Annotated in this window: 19 protein-coding genes; 12 read left to right on the top strand and 7 right to left on the bottom strand. The window is 39.3% G+C overall.

Translation table 11 applies throughout. The annotated features are described in order from the left end of the window. Positions 1-175 precede the first annotated feature (175 nt). Entirely contained in the window at positions 176-1519 is a 1344-nt protein-coding gene (locus ACFFGV_RS00760) for an alanine/glycine:cation symporter family protein (protein WP_377344623.1), read from the bottom strand. A gap of 283 nt (positions 1520-1802) precedes the next feature. Between ACFFGV_RS00760 and ACFFGV_RS00755 the strand changes: the two genes are divergently transcribed. The 4 genes from ACFFGV_RS00755 to ACFFGV_RS00740 all read left to right on the top strand — a co-directional run bounded on the left by ACFFGV_RS00755 (position 1803) and on the right by ACFFGV_RS00740 (position 4231). Then, positions 1803-2273, top strand: a complete 471-nt coding sequence (locus ACFFGV_RS00755) for a low molecular weight protein-tyrosine-phosphatase (protein ID WP_377344617.1) — start codon at positions 1803-1805, stop codon at positions 2271-2273. Positions 2274-2287: 14 nt separating this feature from the next. Continuing rightward, positions 2288-2590: a YtxH domain-containing protein gene (locus tag ACFFGV_RS00750; RefSeq protein WP_377344615.1), complete on the top strand. Its 303-nt coding sequence runs from the start codon at positions 2288-2290 to the stop codon at positions 2588-2590. A 22-nt stretch (positions 2591-2612) separates the two neighbouring features. After that, the gene (locus tag ACFFGV_RS00745) at positions 2613-3434 is read left to right on the top strand and encodes a YihY/virulence factor BrkB family protein (protein ID WP_377344614.1); all 822 of its coding nucleotides are present in this window, start codon (positions 2613-2615) and stop codon (positions 3432-3434) included. 380 nt (positions 3435-3814) lie between these two features. Beyond that, positions 3815-4231, top strand: a complete 417-nt coding sequence (locus ACFFGV_RS00740; RefSeq protein ID WP_377344613.1) for a hypothetical protein — start codon at positions 3815-3817, stop codon at positions 4229-4231. A 52-nt stretch (positions 4232-4283) separates the two neighbouring features. Here ACFFGV_RS00740 and ACFFGV_RS00735 read toward each other — a convergent pair whose 3' ends face one another. Beyond that, positions 4284-6218: a heavy metal translocating P-type ATPase gene (locus tag ACFFGV_RS00735; protein ID WP_377344612.1), complete on the bottom strand. Its 1935-nt coding sequence runs from the start codon at positions 6216-6218 to the stop codon at positions 4284-4286. A 252-nt stretch (positions 6219-6470) separates the two neighbouring features. Beyond that, positions 6471-7658 carry an MFS transporter gene (locus tag ACFFGV_RS00730; RefSeq protein WP_377344611.1) on the bottom strand — a complete coding sequence of 396 codons (1188 nt, stop codon included), beginning with the start codon at positions 7656-7658 and terminating at the stop codon, positions 6471-6473. Between the two features lie 211 nt (positions 7659-7869). On the opposite strand from ACFFGV_RS00730, the gene ACFFGV_RS00725 reads away from it, so the two are divergent. The 3 genes from ACFFGV_RS00725 to ACFFGV_RS00715 all read left to right on the top strand — a co-directional run bounded on the left by ACFFGV_RS00725 (position 7870) and on the right by ACFFGV_RS00715 (position 10081). Next, positions 7870-8271, top strand: coding sequence for an OsmC family protein (locus ACFFGV_RS00725; RefSeq protein WP_377344610.1), 402 nt, complete (start codon positions 7870-7872; stop codon positions 8269-8271). A gap of 130 nt (positions 8272-8401) precedes the next feature. Next, the gene (locus tag ACFFGV_RS00720; protein WP_377344608.1) at positions 8402-9022 is read left to right on the top strand and encodes a YczE/YyaS/YitT family protein; all 621 of its coding nucleotides are present in this window, start codon (positions 8402-8404) and stop codon (positions 9020-9022) included. 258 nt (positions 9023-9280) lie between these two features. Further along, positions 9281-10081, top strand: a complete 801-nt coding sequence (locus tag ACFFGV_RS00715; RefSeq protein WP_377344606.1) for a YfkD famly protein — start codon at positions 9281-9283, stop codon at positions 10079-10081. Positions 10082-10127: 46 nt separating this feature from the next. Here the strand turns inward: ACFFGV_RS00715 and ACFFGV_RS00710 are convergent, their stop codons facing one another. Both ACFFGV_RS00710 and ACFFGV_RS00705 read right to left on the bottom strand, forming a co-directional pair. Continuing rightward, the gene (locus ACFFGV_RS00710) at positions 10128-11009 is read right to left on the bottom strand and encodes a mechanosensitive ion channel family protein (protein WP_377344605.1); all 882 of its coding nucleotides are present in this window, start codon (positions 11007-11009) and stop codon (positions 10128-10130) included. Between the two features lie 340 nt (positions 11010-11349). Next, positions 11350-11550, bottom strand: a complete 201-nt coding sequence (locus tag ACFFGV_RS00705) for a hypothetical protein (protein WP_377344622.1) — start codon at positions 11548-11550, stop codon at positions 11350-11352. Between the two features lie 375 nt (positions 11551-11925). Between ACFFGV_RS00705 and ACFFGV_RS00700 the strand changes: the two genes are divergently transcribed. From ACFFGV_RS00700 to pdaA, 5 genes are all read left to right on the top strand, one after another. Beyond that, the gene (locus ACFFGV_RS00700; RefSeq protein WP_377344603.1) at positions 11926-12081 is read left to right on the top strand and encodes an SE1561 family protein; all 156 of its coding nucleotides are present in this window, start codon (positions 11926-11928) and stop codon (positions 12079-12081) included. Between the two features lie 409 nt (positions 12082-12490). Then, entirely contained in the window at positions 12491-13579 is a 1089-nt protein-coding gene (locus tag ACFFGV_RS00695) for an AimR family lysis-lysogeny pheromone receptor (RefSeq protein ID WP_377344602.1), read from the top strand. After that, entirely contained in the window at positions 13551-13697 is a 147-nt protein-coding gene (locus ACFFGV_RS00690; protein ID WP_377344601.1) for a hypothetical protein, read from the top strand. Before ACFFGV_RS00695 ends, ACFFGV_RS00690 begins: the two co-directional genes overlap by 29 nt. A gap of 190 nt (positions 13698-13887) precedes the next feature. Beyond that, positions 13888-15204: a Na+/H+ antiporter family protein gene (locus ACFFGV_RS00685; RefSeq protein WP_377344599.1), complete on the top strand. Its 1317-nt coding sequence runs from the start codon at positions 13888-13890 to the stop codon at positions 15202-15204. A gap of 247 nt (positions 15205-15451) precedes the next feature. Next, positions 15452-16261 (top strand): delta-lactam-biosynthetic de-N-acetylase, encoded by an 810-nt coding sequence (gene pdaA / locus ACFFGV_RS00680; protein WP_377344598.1) that lies wholly within the window; start codon positions 15452-15454, stop codon positions 16259-16261. A 37-nt stretch (positions 16262-16298) separates the two neighbouring features. On the opposite strand, the gene ACFFGV_RS00675 is transcribed toward pdaA, so the two are convergent. Together ACFFGV_RS00675 and ACFFGV_RS00670 are read right to left on the bottom strand one after the other, a co-directional pair. Further along, a complete protein-coding gene (locus tag ACFFGV_RS00675) occupies positions 16299-17060 on the bottom strand; it encodes a methyltransferase domain-containing protein (protein WP_377344597.1) in 762 nt (253 codons plus the stop codon). 24 nt (positions 17061-17084) lie between these two features. Further along, a complete protein-coding gene (locus ACFFGV_RS00670; RefSeq protein WP_377344596.1) occupies positions 17085-17477 on the bottom strand; it encodes a VOC family protein in 393 nt (130 codons plus the stop codon). Between the last annotated feature and the right edge of the window lie 83 nt (positions 17478-17560).

The raw sequence follows: 17560 nt of genomic DNA, 5'->3' as shown, positions 1-17560 counted from the left end.
TTCGGGCTTCGTAGCTTAGCTGAACGATACGAAATGCTTCGTCAAACTTGAAGGAACCGCCAAGTACGGTCCCGTACGCTTGGTGGTGTGAGAGGACGGGAGTTAGTCACTCCCTCCTACTCGATTGATTGGAACATGTATCATTAGTAATTCTTCCAGTACATGCCTATAAAAGCTATGCATCGTAGCTTCCTGCTGACACCTTTGCCTTTTTCTCCTCTTCCATAACCTTCATAAATCGTTTCGTTTCAGAAACTACTACTCCAGAAAGCCCAAGTAGTCCAATTAAGTTCGGAAAGGCCATTAGACCATTCATAATATCAGCGAAAGCCCAGGCAAGGTCTAAACTTTGCACACCGCCAATAAATACGAAAAGAACGAAAAGGGCACGATAGAATGGTATCCAGCGTTGGTTCGTTAAATACCCAAAACACTTCTCGCCATAATACGACCACCCAATAATTGTAGAGAAGGCAAAGAAAATCAGACCAACTGTTACCACAGTAGAGCCGGCATTACCTAGGAACAGACCAAACGATTCTGCTGTTAAATCAGAGTCAATTATTCCTGTTGTATATTGACTTCCCATGACAATGGTAAGCCCAGTAATAGTACACACTAAAATCGTGTCCAGGAAAACCTGAGTCATAGATACAAGTGCTTGTCGTCCAGGATAATCCGTTTTGGCAGCTGCAGCAGCAATTGGGGCGGAACCAAGACCTGCTTCGTTGGAGAATACACCACGAGAAACTCCCCAGCGAATAGCAGCACCTATACCGCCACCGATAATAGCATTACCGGTAAATGCCTCCGTGAAAATCGTGGCAAAGGCAGGACCAACGGATCCAATATTAGTAAAAATAATAATAAGACCTGCAATAATGTAGAACAATGCCATAATGGGAACGAAGAAAGAAGTAACACGTCCAATACTCTTAATACCGCCGATGATAACTAAGAAAATAAGCGTCACAAGAATGGAAGCGGTCAGTACTTTAGGTACATTAAAAGCAGCGTTAAGCGAGCTTGTTACGGCATTGGACTGTACCATATTTCCAATTCCAAATGCAGCAACAGCTCCAAAAAATGCAAAGGTTACACCTAACCACTTTGATTTTAAGCCACGTTCTAAATAGTACATCGGACCACCGGCAATATTACCATTGGAATCTGTCGTCCGGTATTTCACAGCAAGGATTGCCTCCGCGTATTTTGTGGCCATTCCAAAAATGGCTGTAATCCACATCCAGAATACTGCTCCTGGACCACCAGCGAGTACGGCTGATGCCACACCCACGATATTACCTGTACCAATTGTAGCCGCTAAAGCAGTAGTTAAGGATTGGTAGTGGGAAATGTCTCCTTTGGATTTCTTGTCCTGTTTAGAAGGACTAAAGGCAAGCTTTAATGCATAGGGCAGGGTGCGGATTTGGAGAAAGCCGAGGCGAATTGTTAAGTACACACCAGTTCCTACTAAGAGGATAAGTAATGGAAGCCCCCATACCCAGCCGCTAATCATTTTCAATATCTCTAATAAACTTTCTTGCACGTGTTTCCCCTCCATTCTTTTTGAATATATATAAATATTCTGAAAAATCATTGATAATGTCAAGTGGATTCTTCTATATTCATGAAATTAATCAGTCTTAGGAATTATAGCAGTAACATAAATACGCTGATAGGTTTAGCTCCTTTTGTAAGGGGAAATGAGGTAAAGGAATAGAAATAATAAGTTATCATTAGGTGTTTTGTGTTGGATTCCTTATAATAAAGAATAGAATGAATAAGTTAGGTGGGAAACGATGGTAAAAGTTTTATTTGTTTGCTTAGGAAACATATGTCGTTCACCGATGGCCGAAGCTATCTTTAGAGATCGAGTGGAGAAAGAAGGGCTGCAGAATCACATTGAAGTGGACTCAGCAGGTACAGGCAAATGGCATCAGGGAGAACCGCCACATGCCGAAACTAGAGGTATACTTGGAAAGTCAGAAATATCCTATGAAGGAATTAGAGCCCGTCAGGTAGAAGAAGGGGACTGGAAGAAATTTGACTATATCATTGCAATGGATCGAAAGAACCTTCAGGATTTAAAGGCGTATCAGGTCGCACATAAGGATATTAAAGTAGTGAAGTTTATGGACTATGTTCCAAACACCGATCAACAGGATGTACCTGACCCATACTATTCCGGCAATTTCGATGAAACTCATGAACTAATTCAAGAAGGCTGCAATACATTATTGAAAGAAATTAAACAGGAAAACGGACTTTAAGGAGGAATATCGCTATGGCTAGAAATAAAATGCTTACAGGTGTCGCAGTAGGTGCACTCGCGGGTGCATTGGTATCCCTGTTTGATAAAACCACACGTGAGGATACGACAAAATGCTTGAAACAAATGGGAACCCATACACAAGGTTATATTGATAATCCTTCCCAGGCATTTCATGATTTACGCAGTCAATATGAACGTGCTACATCCACCATTGATAATTCAACCAAGCAAGCAGTATCTTTCTTGAATAAAATGGAGGGCTATCTTAACAAACTAGAGGAGAAGGATGAGAGTCCTAATCAACTGGAGCAGTAAGGTAGAAGGTAGGTAACCCATTTTGCGTCGATTATTTCGATTTAGTAAAGAGCTGGTGAAGCGATTTAATGAGCACGAGGTGGCAGGGCTTGCCGCCCAATTGGCCTATTTTTTTCTGTTGTCCATCTTCCCGTTCATGATTTTCTTAGTAGCATTAATGGCGTATTTACCCATTTCCATTGAGAATGTAAAGAATACATTGGATAACTATGTTCCACGAGATGCCCTTGAGCTCATTACTAATAACTTAGAGGCAAAAAATGGCGGGCTGCTATCCTTTGGTATTATCGCTACCCTTTGGTCGGCGTCTAATGGTATAAATTCTATTATGAGAGCATTCAACCGTGCCTATGAGGTAGGAGAAAATCGCTCCTTTTTGAAATCTAGGTTGCTTTCCATTTTTCTAACTGTGGCCATGCTTATTGTTATCGTGGTAGCGTTGTTGTTACCAGTGTTTGGAAAGGCTATCGGGGTGTACATATTTTCTAAGTTCGGTGTATCAGCTGGGTTTTTAGATACGTGGGAAGCTTTGCGCTGGATTATTTCTTCAGCTATTTTACTATTTGTACTAAGTGTGTTGTACATTCTCGCCCCTAACCATCATGTTAATATTAAACAGGTATTAGTTGGTTCCTTATTTGCAACAGTGTGCTGGCAGATTGTATCTCTTGGTTTTTCAGTATATGTGAATTTGAGCGCTGCTCGCTATTCAGCAACATATGGCAGTCTTGGTGGTGTCATTATATTAATGATATGGTTCTACCTGTCAGGGCTGATTATCATTTTAGGGGCAGAAATAAATGCTATGCTGAAAGCTAGGAAAGTGTTTAAAAAAAGCGGCTGATATCTTACATATAGAGACCTCCTCTGGGGAAAATAATAGGGAACCTTTTTAAGGGAGGAACCTATTCATGGCTAATAACAAACGAAATCAAAAAGGCCGCAGTGACAAAACGCAAAACAAGCAAACGTCTGAAGATGCAAAGCATAAGACGTCAAGTTCTGCTAACAAGAAAAACAACTTTCACTAAATTGATAAAATCCTGGCAGGTAACACAGCATGCCAGGATTTTTTATCAGTATTCTGCTATCCTAGAATCCTTTACATATTCATAAAATGATGAAGGGATGATTTCTATAAAAAAGTTAGGCGTGGTTAGTCTCCTTATTCTCGTTATCCTCCTTTACGTTAGTGGTTGTTCTGAAAGGGAGGATGAAAAAAATATGGAAACGATTAAAGCGTACTTGAATTTGGAGTACACAGGTCCAACAGACAAGCAGAGTTCTCTGTTTGACAAAGGATTACAAGCACCAGAATTAGATGCATATATAACAGAGAATTACGAGCCTTTAGTTGCAAATGTGGATGGATTCATTAATAAGCATCATGTTTTATTATACCTCATGGCTGCTAACAAAAGCGGCTATCAATTAAAGCCTGTACATATCAACATAGATAAAATAGAAAGCAGTGAATATGACGCTTACCAATACGAAGTGGAAGTGCAGCATATGAAGGATGAAGATGAGAACACCACTATTGTCAGTGGAAGAATGAACTTAAATGAGGAGGGCGAGATCTCCATCATTCGAAATGTGGATGACAACGGATTATTAGATACATTAAGGAAAGAAAAGTAAAAGCACACAATAGGAGCATATCCTCTGTGTGCTTCTTAATGGGAAATTCTATTTATCGTAGCAATCGCAGACCATTTAATATGACAAGGATAGTACTACCTTCATGGCCAACTACACCAAGTGGCAGATTGAGCACGTGAAGGAAATTAGAAATGATAAGCAAGGTAATGACAGCAATGGAGAAGACGACATTCTGTTTAACAATACGATTCATTTTAGAAGAGAGCAGAATCGCGTTTGTGATTTTCGGGAGTTCATTCTTCATCAGTACAACGTCTGCTGTTTCTAGCGCTACGTCGGTACCTTCCCCCATAGCAACTCCTACATTTGCAGTTGCAAGTGCTGGTGCATCATTAATGCCATCTCCAACCATCGCTACGTTCTCAAAGGATTCTCGTAGTCGTTTAACCTCATGTACTTTATCTTCTGGTAAGCATTCTGCTACATAATTATTAATGCCACACTCTTTAGCTATGGCTTTGGCAGTAGCCTCGTGATCACCCGTTAGCATTACCGTATAAATGCCTGCTTTCCGCAAAGATTGAATTGCCTTTTTTGTTTCTGTGCGAATCGTATCCTTTAGAGCAATCAAACCAACCACGCCATGCTCATCAGCGATAAATGTTAACGTCTTACCTTCTGACGCAAGGGTATGTGCCAGGCCATCTTCAAATTGATGGGCGGCGTCAGCCCCTACAAAGGCAGCCTTTCCTATTTTATATTGTGTTCCATTTACCTGTGCTGTTACCCCGCTGCCGGATATATCTGTCATTTCGTTAACCTCTACGTGTTCGGTCACTCCTTTTTCTTCTCCATATCGGACAATTGCCTGGGCAAGGGGGTGATTGGATTCTCGTTCCATAGAAGTGACAATGGCCAGCATTTCTTGTTCAGTCCCTTTTCTGAAGCGAACATCTGTCACTTCAGGCTTCCCGTTTGTTAACGTACCAGTCTTGTCGAATGCAATAGCTTGTAAATGGGAAAGGTTTTCTAAATGAACCCCTCCTTTAAATAAGATTCCGTTTCTAGCTCCATTAGAAATGGCCGACAACGTAGCTGGCATGATGGAAGCTACTAGAGCGCAAGGAGAGGCAACAACGAGTAGAATCATTGCTCGATAAATTGTTTCCTGCCACGTCCACCCAAAAGCAAAATGAGGGACAAACATCATAAGACCAACAACGAGTAGCACTACTTTAACATAGGTTCCTTCAAATCGTTCAATGAACAGTTGGGAAGGGGATTTCTCACTCTGAGCGGATTGAACGAGCTGAACAATTTTCTGGAATAGTGTTTCATGAGCGGGTTTTGTTATTTTTACAGTTATACTTCCATTAATATTAACGGTTCCAGCAAATACTTCCGCACCTATCTCTTTAGAAACAGGTACTGATTCACCAGTAATGGCTGCTTCATCCATAGAAGTTGCCCCTTTTATTATTTCTCCATCAGACGGAACTCTTTCTCCGGCTTTTACGAAGATAGTGTCATTAATGGCGAGTTCAGATACGTGTACGACCTCTTCGGTCCCATTATGAATACGAAGTGCTTCTTCAGGTTGTAAATCCATTAGGGAGGATATTTCTCGTTGGCTTTTATTCATCGTGTAGGTTTCTAATGCACCACTCATCGCGAAGATAAAAATGAGAATCGCGCCTTCCGTCCAATACCCTATGGCAGCTGATCCGATAGCCGCGAAAATCATAAGCATCTCCACGTTCAAATCCTTTTCTGCAATGGTGTCTTCTATGCCTTCCCTTGCTTTTGCAAAGCCACCAATAATAAAGGCAATGACATAAAGTGTTATTTCGGCTGGGTTAGAGAGCATACCGCCACCTAACCAGGCAATTAAAATAAGTATGCCGCTAAATAAAGCTGCTATTAGCTCAGCATGTTGCTTTATGTTTGAAACAGAGAACGAGTGTGTGGACTGTTGGGCTGCATAGGAATGTTTGGACGTTTCCATTGCTTTCGCTTCCGATGTCATATTTCTCAACTCCTTCTTTTTAATTGAGAATGAAAACCTTTTTCAAATAGAATAATTAATCTCATTAAACCTTGTTAAATCGGTCATTATCAATGATAATCATTGTTATTTATAATTATTATAAATTAGTATCTTTTATAATAATAGCATGAATCATTAGAAAGTCAAGATAGAGGGTAGGCCTATTTTCGAAAACACACTACAGTGTATTCGAATAAGAGGAAAAGTGGGTAAAAAAAACATCTCACTCCTTCAATTAGAAGAAGCGAGATGTCTGGAGCTAGCTGGTCTAGGCTGTTGTGTAAGAAGGATAGGTATTAGGATAATGATAAGCATACTCGTAATAACATGGAAGAAGGATGCCTGTGGAAACCAGTCAATATAAACGCCTCCAAGATAAGGGCCAATAATGCTTCCAATACTAAATGCAATCCCGCACATGATGTTACCAGCTGGGAGAAGGGATTTCGGCAGGATATCGGTCATATAGGATATACCTAATGAAAAGATTGATCCAACAAAGACGCCGGCAAGGATGAATAAGATGATCAGCCATAAAACGGAGTGCTCGTAAAAGGATGCAGTGTAGAAACAAACAATGCCTGCTAGAATAACAAACACAAGCACTTTCTTCCGACCTATTTTATCGCTCAAGATTCCTAAGGGGAGCTGAGAAAGTAAACTGCCGGCTGCAAAGGTTGGGATGATATAGGATAAGGTGTTCACATCATGTCCTATTCTTAACGCATATACAGGAAAGTTGCCGTGTAGAGTTGCTTCTAGAAATCCGTACCCAAAAGGAGGGAGGAAGGCGACCCAGGCATATTGTAATGCTTTAGCAAATCGTTTGAATGAGTTGGAAGAGGTGGAGTATTCCTCCTCTTCTTCTGGAATTTCGTTACGTATCCAGAACAGTAAAGACCAAACGACGACACTAAACAGAGCTGATATAACAAACGGAAGAGCGATGTGGACGGAAACGAGCCTTGTCATGATAGGTCCTAGCGCAAAGCCGGCACCAAAGAAAAGACCATATAGAGCAATGTTTCTGCCCCGCTTTTCTTCCGGCGACGTGGAGGTAATCCACGTTTGCGTACCGAAATGCAGCATTTGGTCTCCAATTCCAATCGTCACCCGAAGAATAAACCAAAACCATAAGGCATCCCATAAGGGAAAGAAGAACAAGGAAGTGAACACTATTGCGCCGCCAAAAGCAATCATAGGCTTATACCCTATTTTTCGGAGCGGTTTTTCCATAAACGGAGATGCGATTAAAACTCCTATATATAGTCCCGTTGCATGCAGTCCATTAATAGATGATGATACTTGATTTTGTTCCAAAATAACAGCGATTAGTGGAAGCAGCATTCCCTGTGTAAAGCCTGATATAGTTACCAGTAATATAAGTACGAGAAATCGAAATTTTGTGGTGGTTCGCATCATAATCACCCTACGTGTAAGACTTCCTTTCTAATGCTACTAACCTTCCTTGAAAATCGCAAGCAACGAACAGAGTGGAGGTGATGTGTTTTGAAGGGAAAGAAGAATATGTTACGTTATTTTAGGGTAAACGCTAAGTAAGAGTAATGACCATTTTTACTTAGGTTACACTAACAGTAAGAAATCTGAACACATGAAAGGGGTGAACAGAATGCCAGAACTTCACTTTTATTTAAAAAATGAAGGCATTCGTACTTCTACAGATTTTGGTCAATTAAATATTTCTTCAGATGATGCACTAGGATTTCGCCCATATCAGTTAATGGTATCTTCCATTGCTGGCTGCAGTTTATCGGTGTTTCGCAAAATTTTAGATAAGCAACGCACAGAATATGAAGATATTAAAGTAACGGCAGATGTAACAAGGAATGAAGAGGAAGCGAATCGCATTGAAAAAATACACTTGCACTATGTTGTAAAAGGCCGGCACTTAAATGAAGACAAGCTATACAAAAACCTAGAAACGTCCCGCAATAATTGTTCCATGGTACAGTCGGTTCAAGATAGTATTCAAATTGAGGAAACGCTTGAGTGCATTGAGATAAGCCTATAGTTTTTTGAAATCCTGACATGCTACTTTGTCAGGATTTTTTATTAGAGTCTTTATTCACACATGAAATTATAGGAAAATAGATGAGGGTACTGTCTGTAGCCAGGAGATTATATGGAAGAGGAGAAGCAGCATGAAACAATTTATTATTCGAGCAATCTTTTTTCTAGTCGGCTTATTTATACTTACTTTAGGCATTTCACTTACGATTAAGGCGGATCTTGGAGCGGGCGCATGGGACGCTTTAAACGTTGGGCTTCACGACACGATTGGGTTTACAGTGGGCACCTGGGTCATTATCATTGGTTCCGTTCTCATTGTCACAAACGCGTTGCTAGCAAGAGAGCGACCTGATATTCTTGCCTTTTTCACTATTACGTTTCTTGGTATCATGATTGATTTCTGGATGGAGATTGTAATGGTCGGCTGGGACGTTTCTACTTTCGTAACTCAAATTCCATTGATGGTACTTGGAATTGTATTCATTGCGATAGGAGTTTCCATTTATATTCAGCCGAAGTTTCCTTTAAATCCAATCGACAATTTTATGGTTGCAGTGCAGAAGCGGTTCAAGTTGAATCTCATGAAATCAAAGACCATTACAGAAGCGCTTGCCGTTGTGCTTGCGTTCTTCTTAGGTGGACCAATCGGTATAGGCACTTTTATAATTCTTTTCTTAATTGGACCTTCTATTCAATTCTTTGACCCGAAGGCAAAAAGAGTATTAAATACACTACTAGAGGAAAAAACATGATTTATCTGCTAGCAGGATAATCTAAATTCGATAAAGCTCCCTTTCCGTTACATGGATAGGGAGCTTATTTAAAAGCGCGAATAAAAGTTTGTTCGGTCGGTGTCAGGAACACATGAGCAAGGTAGATATCCCTGGTACAAATGTTGATGATGCAGCAGATTTTTTATGAAATAGGAAAAAGTTGCGCGTTCTTGAATGTTTTGTGCATAACTATCAGTCCAATCGAAAAAAATAAGCAAAAAGAAAGGGCTGACCATCATGATTATTCTAAAAAAATCTATATTGGTTATCGCATTTGTATGTCTATCGATTTTTCCAGTATTAGCCCAGGCTGAAGATACAACAAAGGAAAAAGAACAAAAGGGTAAAGTACCGAGTCATGTGCTTAATATATCTAAAGAAAACACTTATCCTAATTCCACGCAGGATCAAACCATATTAGAGCCAAGTGAGCTGACAAGAGAGCTTTTGGAGGGATCGGAAGAGGAAATTCAGAATCCTCGCTTAATGAAAATGCTAAATGAAACCTCTTTAAAGCCCTCCCCGCTGGCTATCGGCTATAGAGGGCTTGTGTATATGGGCCACTGGCCGTTGAACTACGAAACGAAGGAAACCAGCATTAATTGGCAATATCAGAAGATTAACCAAAACCAATTAAATAATCACGGCGGCGAACAAGTACAGAAGATGAAATATAATCAAGAGGAAGAAAAGCACATAAAAGGCGGCTTAACAACGAAAACTTCGGATGCTGAAGAAATTAAGAAGATGATGTTACTGAAGGCGCAGGAAAATACGGACTTACCACTCGCATTTCATACCGTAGTAGGGAAAGGGACAAAGAAGGATAATTCCTATGGCATCCCTCCTAAGAAAATTGGAACTCTTGAAGCATACGCACCTGCGGTCAATGAAAAGGGAACCGTTACTTTTGGTGAAGTATATTTAGAGTTAAGAGGATCAAAGAAGACAATTGTGGTCAAGAACGTAACGAAACAAGGAATAGGAGCATGGATACCAATTCAGGACCACGTTTCTTATACTTTCCGCCTGCAATAATAAAAAAGATGCCACTCACCTAGTTAGGAGGGGGCATCTTTTTACATCAAGCCTCGTCATGTTGAACGGATCGAGGAGGGATGTCCAGATGCTGCAGGGACATTTGGATACCCTCATCATACATACGCTGGGCGATAATTCGTTTACTTTCCTTTGAAGCTGTCCAATAGACAAGGTCCTCTGTTAAACCGATGATGGTGTATTCATAGCCTCTATGCTCTTGATTGAGCGAGCTCATGCCGTACACTTGAAAGGCCTGCACGGGATTGCCGGCTAAATCCTTCTTTAAATAACCGTCCAATTGTTCATTTAAGGTATCACAAATTTCTTCAAGCACAGAAAATATACGCTTAGGGTTCTCGGAAAAGCTGACCGTCACCTTTTCAATAACTCGCATATGATCTATGTTGTAGTTCTGGATAGAAGTAACCTGTCCATTACTAATAGTTAACAGCTTCCCACTCCACTCCCGTACTTTCAAGAAGCGAAGGCCTATCTCCTCCACGGTACCGTAAAATTTATCATTAACAGCAATGAAATCACCCTTATGGAGCTGATTTTCATATAAGAAGAAAATTCCCGATAGTAAATCCCGGACAATGCTTTGGGCACCAAGACCGATTATAATTCCTAATACTCCTGCACCCGCTAGCACACTGCCGACATCAATACTAAACAATTGGCCAACGGTATATATAATAAAGCCAAATGTGGCAGTATAGGATATAGTGGAATTAAGCATGGATTGAAGAGTTTTTTCTTTTTTCTCATCAATGAAGTCCGTTCGTTTAAAAAAGGATTGAATAGAGCGCCTAATTAAATAGGTAGCAACGTACAAAATAATACCAAGTGTGATGATTCTCGTTAGGCTGTAGGAATATAAATCCATAACCCAGGTCCAAATCTCAGCATTTGTGAAAAAGTCCATTCCGTTCACCTGCCTTACTTCATTCTGTTATGTATTATAGCATGAAGAAGGCAACGTTAAACGCATGACTTGTTAGACTAATGGGTTTGGATTTGGAGTACAAAACAATAAAAAGACAGTGTAAATAGACACTTAAATGGTTAAGAACTAACATTGGAAATGAAATATCAACTAACAAAAAAATAACACAATAAAAAGGAGCTTGGATAATCAAGCTCCTTTTTCTATGATTTTAAATGGAATTTTATTCAATTAACGCACCCTTTAATTTAAGTACATCATTCATATTTTATTCAAAATTGCGCCCGATTGATTTAGATAGGCAGAGTGAAATAAGAAATCACCAATCTAATTTCAGCAGTTCTGCAACAATCTCATCACTACCAGGAAGAAACATAAACACTGAAATAACGATAAATAAAACTCCAAAAACAAATAGCAATATAACAACTTTAACAGCCGCAGACACACCCTTTTTCATAAGACCGACAATAATAAAAACAATACCTATCAAAAGCAATAGTAAGTACCAAAATCCCATCACACTACCCTCTTTCTATAATTTCTGCTTTTGGACCATTTGTTGAAATTAGTTTAATCATTGCTCTTGTACTAAACTGCCGTTAGTTAAACAAGCTCATTCCATTTTTGTATATATTTTAACATAAAATTTCCATTTACCTTCAAAAAGAACAATACAATTTTCTTCATTTCAAAAGAAAATCCTTTATCTGTTATTTCTAATCTTCGAGCGGGAATTTTTACGGTTATTTGATTACCTTCCTCGGTTTTGAAAGGTGATTTTGCACTCCAAAACCGAACCCGTTATTATTAGACAACACGCTGCTTTTTTACTACGATATAAAGGCAAGAGAACCTGCGGCACAAAAGAATAATGAAAAAAAAGGAGAATATCATGAGCCAAGACACCAAAATGGAAGAGCTTAAACTGCGTCTCTCTGCTTTTATGACACGCATTGATGAGCTTGACCCAGAAGAGACATCTGTTGAAGACGTAGACCAACTGATAAAAATGATAGAAGAGCTGGAAAACAAAGTAGATCGTTCCTAGACGCCAATTGAAATGGCGTCTTTTTTTTATATACGATGAAGAAGCTTGGGCCTACGTATAGATAGGTGAAATAGATAGAAATGCTTAAGTAAATTAACCGTTTCGGGAAAAGTGTACCAACTGATAGGTACGAACGAGGGAAAATGTATCAGAGATATGGTTAGTACATATTAACTGTAATTGTTTATATAGGAAAAAAACATGATATTATTTCATCATTTTCCATGATTTTAATGGTAAAATGCTCAAATATGTATTAATATGAACAATAAGATGGTAATTCAGTTGTATTGACGTTTCATTTATAAGAGAAAATACCTGCCAGGCTATATGCAACTAAAGAATGGTTTTTTTGTTATAATTATCGTTTTTTGCAGGATGTTAATCTTCTATATAAGGGGATCATAAAATGACATTAGAAGAAAAAAAGAATAATATGTTTTCTTCTGAACAGTTGGAAACAGTGCATAACATGATTGGTGAAGACGAGCCATCGTTATTCTCTGTGCTACAACATCTCTCCAAACAATACGATGAGAAAACAACAATATTTCTCGCAAAAGAATTTTGTCTTAAGTGTGAATCTGATGAAAATCAGAGGGTTGCTCTTGAGTTTTTATATATGAATGGTTTTCGTGACGAGATTATAAAGGTCGTTAAACAAAATTTGGATTCAGAAAATCAAGTCAATAGAGAATGGGGAGAAGTTTACAATTTCATCCTAGAACGTCGAAAGAACTTGAGATTCGAGGGTGAGCTTTCAGGATTTGCAGAAAATTACACCACTTCGGATCCGACTTTATCATGTTTATTAATCTTTTTGAAAGTTTACTCATGCATAAAGAACAATGATTATGTAGCTTTAAGACAGAACCTAGCTGACTTAACTGAAAAGTTGCTTAAAGTAGACAATACTCTTATGAGGGTATATTTTCAGGCTAGAGAAAATGAAGTTCTTTTTCATTTCCACTGGAAAAGAAATGAATTGGAAATTGCTAGGCACTATGCAGATAACTTTATTCAAAACACCTATTACCAGTTAAAACGTTGTGAAATGATTTTAAATGTTGCGATTACTTATATGTTTGAAGATTATCAAAAATCAATGGAGTTGTTAGATAATTCAAGAGATATAGCGTTGGATTATGATTTTTATTTCTATGTAGAAGCTATAGATCAGCACACCAGGCCTTTTGTTAAAAATGTAAACGGTGTTACAGACCAGCCCCCTACTGATGATGAAGCAGAATATGCTCACTACTTAATTAATATTGGGGAAAATGACAAAGCATTAAAAATCCTCAATAAATTCAAAGACCCAAGTGTGTTTCAAGAGTATTATAAAGCTCTTGCATTAGATGATGAAGAGTTATTATATAAGGTTTATGATAAGCTCATTTCAGGGAGTGACGATTATTTTTTCGCAGAGCTTCCCCTAAGAGCACTAAATAAAAAGGGAGGTGTCTACCATGAAGAAAAAAGTAATCCTATTAACTAGTACATTATTGATAGCCTTATCACTTAACTTTGGTGCAAACTTTCAAACCGATGTTAACAATCTAAGTGCAAAAGGTGTATCTGTACAATATGACCCAATTGAAGGTGACGTGGGTTAAACCACCAAAAGAAGTGCCAAGAGGTACTTCTTTTTTTAATGCTACTTTCTTTTTTCGGAATTTTACATTAGTTTTAGACAAAGGTTGATTTTTTCAAATCCATCCTTTATCATATTAAATCGTTAACGAAATGATATGATAAAATACATGTTGATTATTATAAACCTTGGTGGGAGAAGGAGGTTTTACTATGTTAGCCTGGGCTGTTGTGGTCTCGGTGCTGGTTATGACGATTCTTAGCTTGTTGAGAGTGAACGTTGTCATTGCCATTTTAGCTGCTGGTATCACTGGTGGTATGATGACGGGTCTGTCCCTGACGGATGCTTTAGGTATGATTGTAAACGGAATGGGGGGACAAGCGGAGACGGCATTAAGTTATGTGCTGCTCGGTGCGTTTGCTGTCACTATTGCGTATTCAGGTATTACGAAAATTTTGGTCCGAAATTTAGTGAAGGTTCTAAGAGGGAAGCGTGTTATCCTCCTATTTGTTATAGCGGGTGTAGCCTCCTTATCTCAAAATTTAATTCCGGTGCATATTGCATTTATTCCTATTTTAATTCCGCCGTTGTTAAAGTTATTTGACGAGATGAGTTTAGATCGTCGTGGTGTAGCCTCTGCTCTTACATTTGGACTGAAGGCTCCTTATGTGATGATACCAGCTGGATTTGGACTTATTTTCCACAAAACGATTCGAGATGCAATGGATTCTAACGGAATGGCTATTTCTTTACAGGACATTGCTCAGTCTATGGTGATTCCTGGTTCTGGGATGATTGTTGGATTGTTTATTGCTATTCTTATCACTTATCGGAAGCCAAGAGAGTCGGAATCTCTTAAGGTTAGTGGTGAAGTTAGCCAGGTTGCGGAAGAGGAAGAGAACGATGAATCCTTCGGTATAAAGCATGCTTTAACGCTCGTGGCTATTTTTCTTGCCCTTATAGTTCAAATCTGGACGGGGAATTTAATAATAGGTGCGTTAACTGGACTTGTCGCCATGTTTGTATTCTTGGTTGTACCATATAGAAAAGGGGATTCAGTTATCTCTGAGGGGATTACCATGATGGGGACTATAGCCTTTGTAATGCTTATTGCTTCTGGATATGCCAACGTCATTAAAGAAACAGGGGCTGTAGATGCACTAGTGGAGCAAACAGCGAGCTCGCTTGGGAGCAATCACGTGCTGATTTCCTTTGTGCTGCTGGTTGTTGGCTTGCTCATTACAATGGGGATTGGCTCTTCATTTGGTACAATCCCTATTCTTGCCGCATTGTATGTACCCATTTGTATGTCCGTTGGTTTTTCACCTTTAGCTACTGCAACATTGATTGGAACAGCGGGTGCACTTGGAGATGCAGGTTCTCCAGCTTCAGATAGTACACTTGGCCCGACATCTGGTTTAAATGCGGATGGTAGACACAATCACATTTGGGATACATGTGTTCCGACATTTCTTCACTATAATATTCCTTTATTCCTATTTGGGTGGATTGCTGCAAATCTGCTGTAAAGGAACATACCATGTCGTATAGCGATTGAGAAAGTTCAAGGATGCTATTCTGTATAAAGCCCTCATTCCATATAAGGAATGAGGGCTTTGTTAGGCTATGCGCTCATAAATTTTTGACATTAGCTCATATTTTTCACTTTTCTCCTAAGCCGTTTGCCTGCTGTACATCAATTGGTAATAAACCTTTCTTTCCACCGTGTATAAAAGCTTCTTTTGCATCCAAACTAAGGAAAAAGCAGGTGGGAATATGAGGCCATTACCGTTTGTTATCCTAATAGTCTTTCTTAGTACCCTGATAGGCATGCCAACGCATTCCTTAGCATATAGCACGAGCAGCCATGGCTGGGGGTATAAGAAGAGTACAGACCATCAAGCTCCAGATGCCGGAGTATATGGAGGCTTAGTAGAGAGATATGGTGGATTCTATGTGGATCCCACTGATGAAAAAGTGGTGTATTTAACCTTTGATAACGGGTACGAAAAAGGCTACACCGGAAAAGTTTTAGATATTTTAAAGAAAAAAGAAGTGCCAGCAACCTTTTTTATTACCGGTCATTACATTAATAGTGCCCCTGATTTAGTAAAGAGGATGGTGCGAGAGGGACATATTGTAGGGAACCATTCTTGGAGCCATCCTGATTTCGCTAGCATGAATGAAACGCGAATAAAGGATGAGCTTCAGAAGGTAGAGAAGGCGGTTGCTGATTTAACAGAGCAAGAATCCATGATGTATCTTCGCCCGCCTCGGGGTACGTTTAGCGAAAAAAGCTTAGCAGTTACAGAAAATTTAGGGTATGTGACGATGTTTTGGTCACTCGCATTCGTGGATTGGCATACGGATGCACAGAAAGGGTGGGAGTACGCATACAGAAGTGTCATGAATCAAATTCATCCAGGGGCAGTTATTTTACTTCATACGGTCTCTCAGGATAATGCTGAAGCGCTAGAGAAGATGATTGATGAAATGCGTAAGCAGGGTTATACGTTTAAGAGCCTAGATGATTTAGTTATGAAACGATTACTGCCTAATCCTATTTCGGAACACTTCGGATTGTAAATGTAAAAGCCTCTCCTTTTGTGTTAAGGAGAGGCCTTTATTGACTTCTGAGCAAGGTAACTGTGCATTGATAAGGTATGGTAGTGCGCCCATTAACCATATATGGTTCCAGATAGTCCTTCAGCAATCCTTCTAACGAATGCTTATCCTCATCTCTCAAATAACTATATTGATCAAGGGTAATGTCTATCCACTTTTGCAGGTGAGTAACCATTTGGAAGGATATCTCTTCCATCTCTACTACTGTAAACCCGGCCTTTTTCCATTCCATGGCCCAAACATTCCGCGAAGATACGTCCTTATTAGCCTGTTCATAGGCATTGTATGGATGAAAGTGGGTATAGCGAGATACGAGTCGGTTCGTTTGAGTTACTATCTCTGAGGAGTGTTCACGGCAAATCGCATCTAAAATAAGCAGATATCCATGGGGCTTTAATACACGTTCTACCTCACTTAATACTTTGTTGCGATCTAATTGCTGCCAATGATGATTACAATATACCAAATCGAAATAATCCTTCTCAAATGGTAAATATTCTGCAGTTCCTTTCACAAAGGTGACGTTAGGGTTCATACTTCGTGCTCTTAAGATGTCAGCATTCGAATGGTGAATTGCTAATAGATGAGCATGATGATGTTCAAACGCCTTTGTAATGGTTCCTCTGCCGCTTTCTAATTCTAAAATGGAGGATTGATTAAGAGATATATAATTCTCCAACAAATGAAATACTCTCTCTGGTACTGGTTGGCTATCTCTCACATCCTCATCAACATTGTAGTCATATTCCAGGTGGCTCATATAAACCACTCCTTACTAAAATGGTCAGGCGATATTACACATTCCTAACAAATGCCCGTTAGGATCTCGAAATCCAAATCCACCAAGGCCCTTTTCATTAGTGTGTAAATCCGTTACTTCTATTCCTGCTTCATGGAGGAATTGCTGACATGCAGGTAAATCTGTTGTATAAAAGTCAATAATAGAATTCTCTTCTATACCAAAAGTTGTATTGTGAAAATGCAAAGGCTGTACCTCATTTGTTTCTACTAAATACACATTCGCAGCTGCTTTATCGTCGAAGGTTAGCATGCACGTATGTTCGTTCTGTTGCATTATATGAAGCCCTAGCATTTCTGTGTAGAAGGAAATGGACTGGTCAAGATTTTTTACTGGAATTTCTATTGTTGCTACTTTTACGATTAATTTTTCATCCATAAGGATCACCTCATCCTATATAGTGTGCCCTTGTCAGCGCAAAATTGAAGGAATATTCTGATTTCATTATAGCACTTCCAAAG

Source organism: Pontibacillus salicampi, from assembly GCF_042434395.1.
GTDB lineage: Bacteria > Bacillota > Bacilli > Bacillales > BH030062 > Pontibacillus > Pontibacillus salicampi.
The sequence above is the reverse complement of the archived record's forward strand: the minus strand, read 5'-3'. Positions and strand labels throughout refer to the sequence as shown.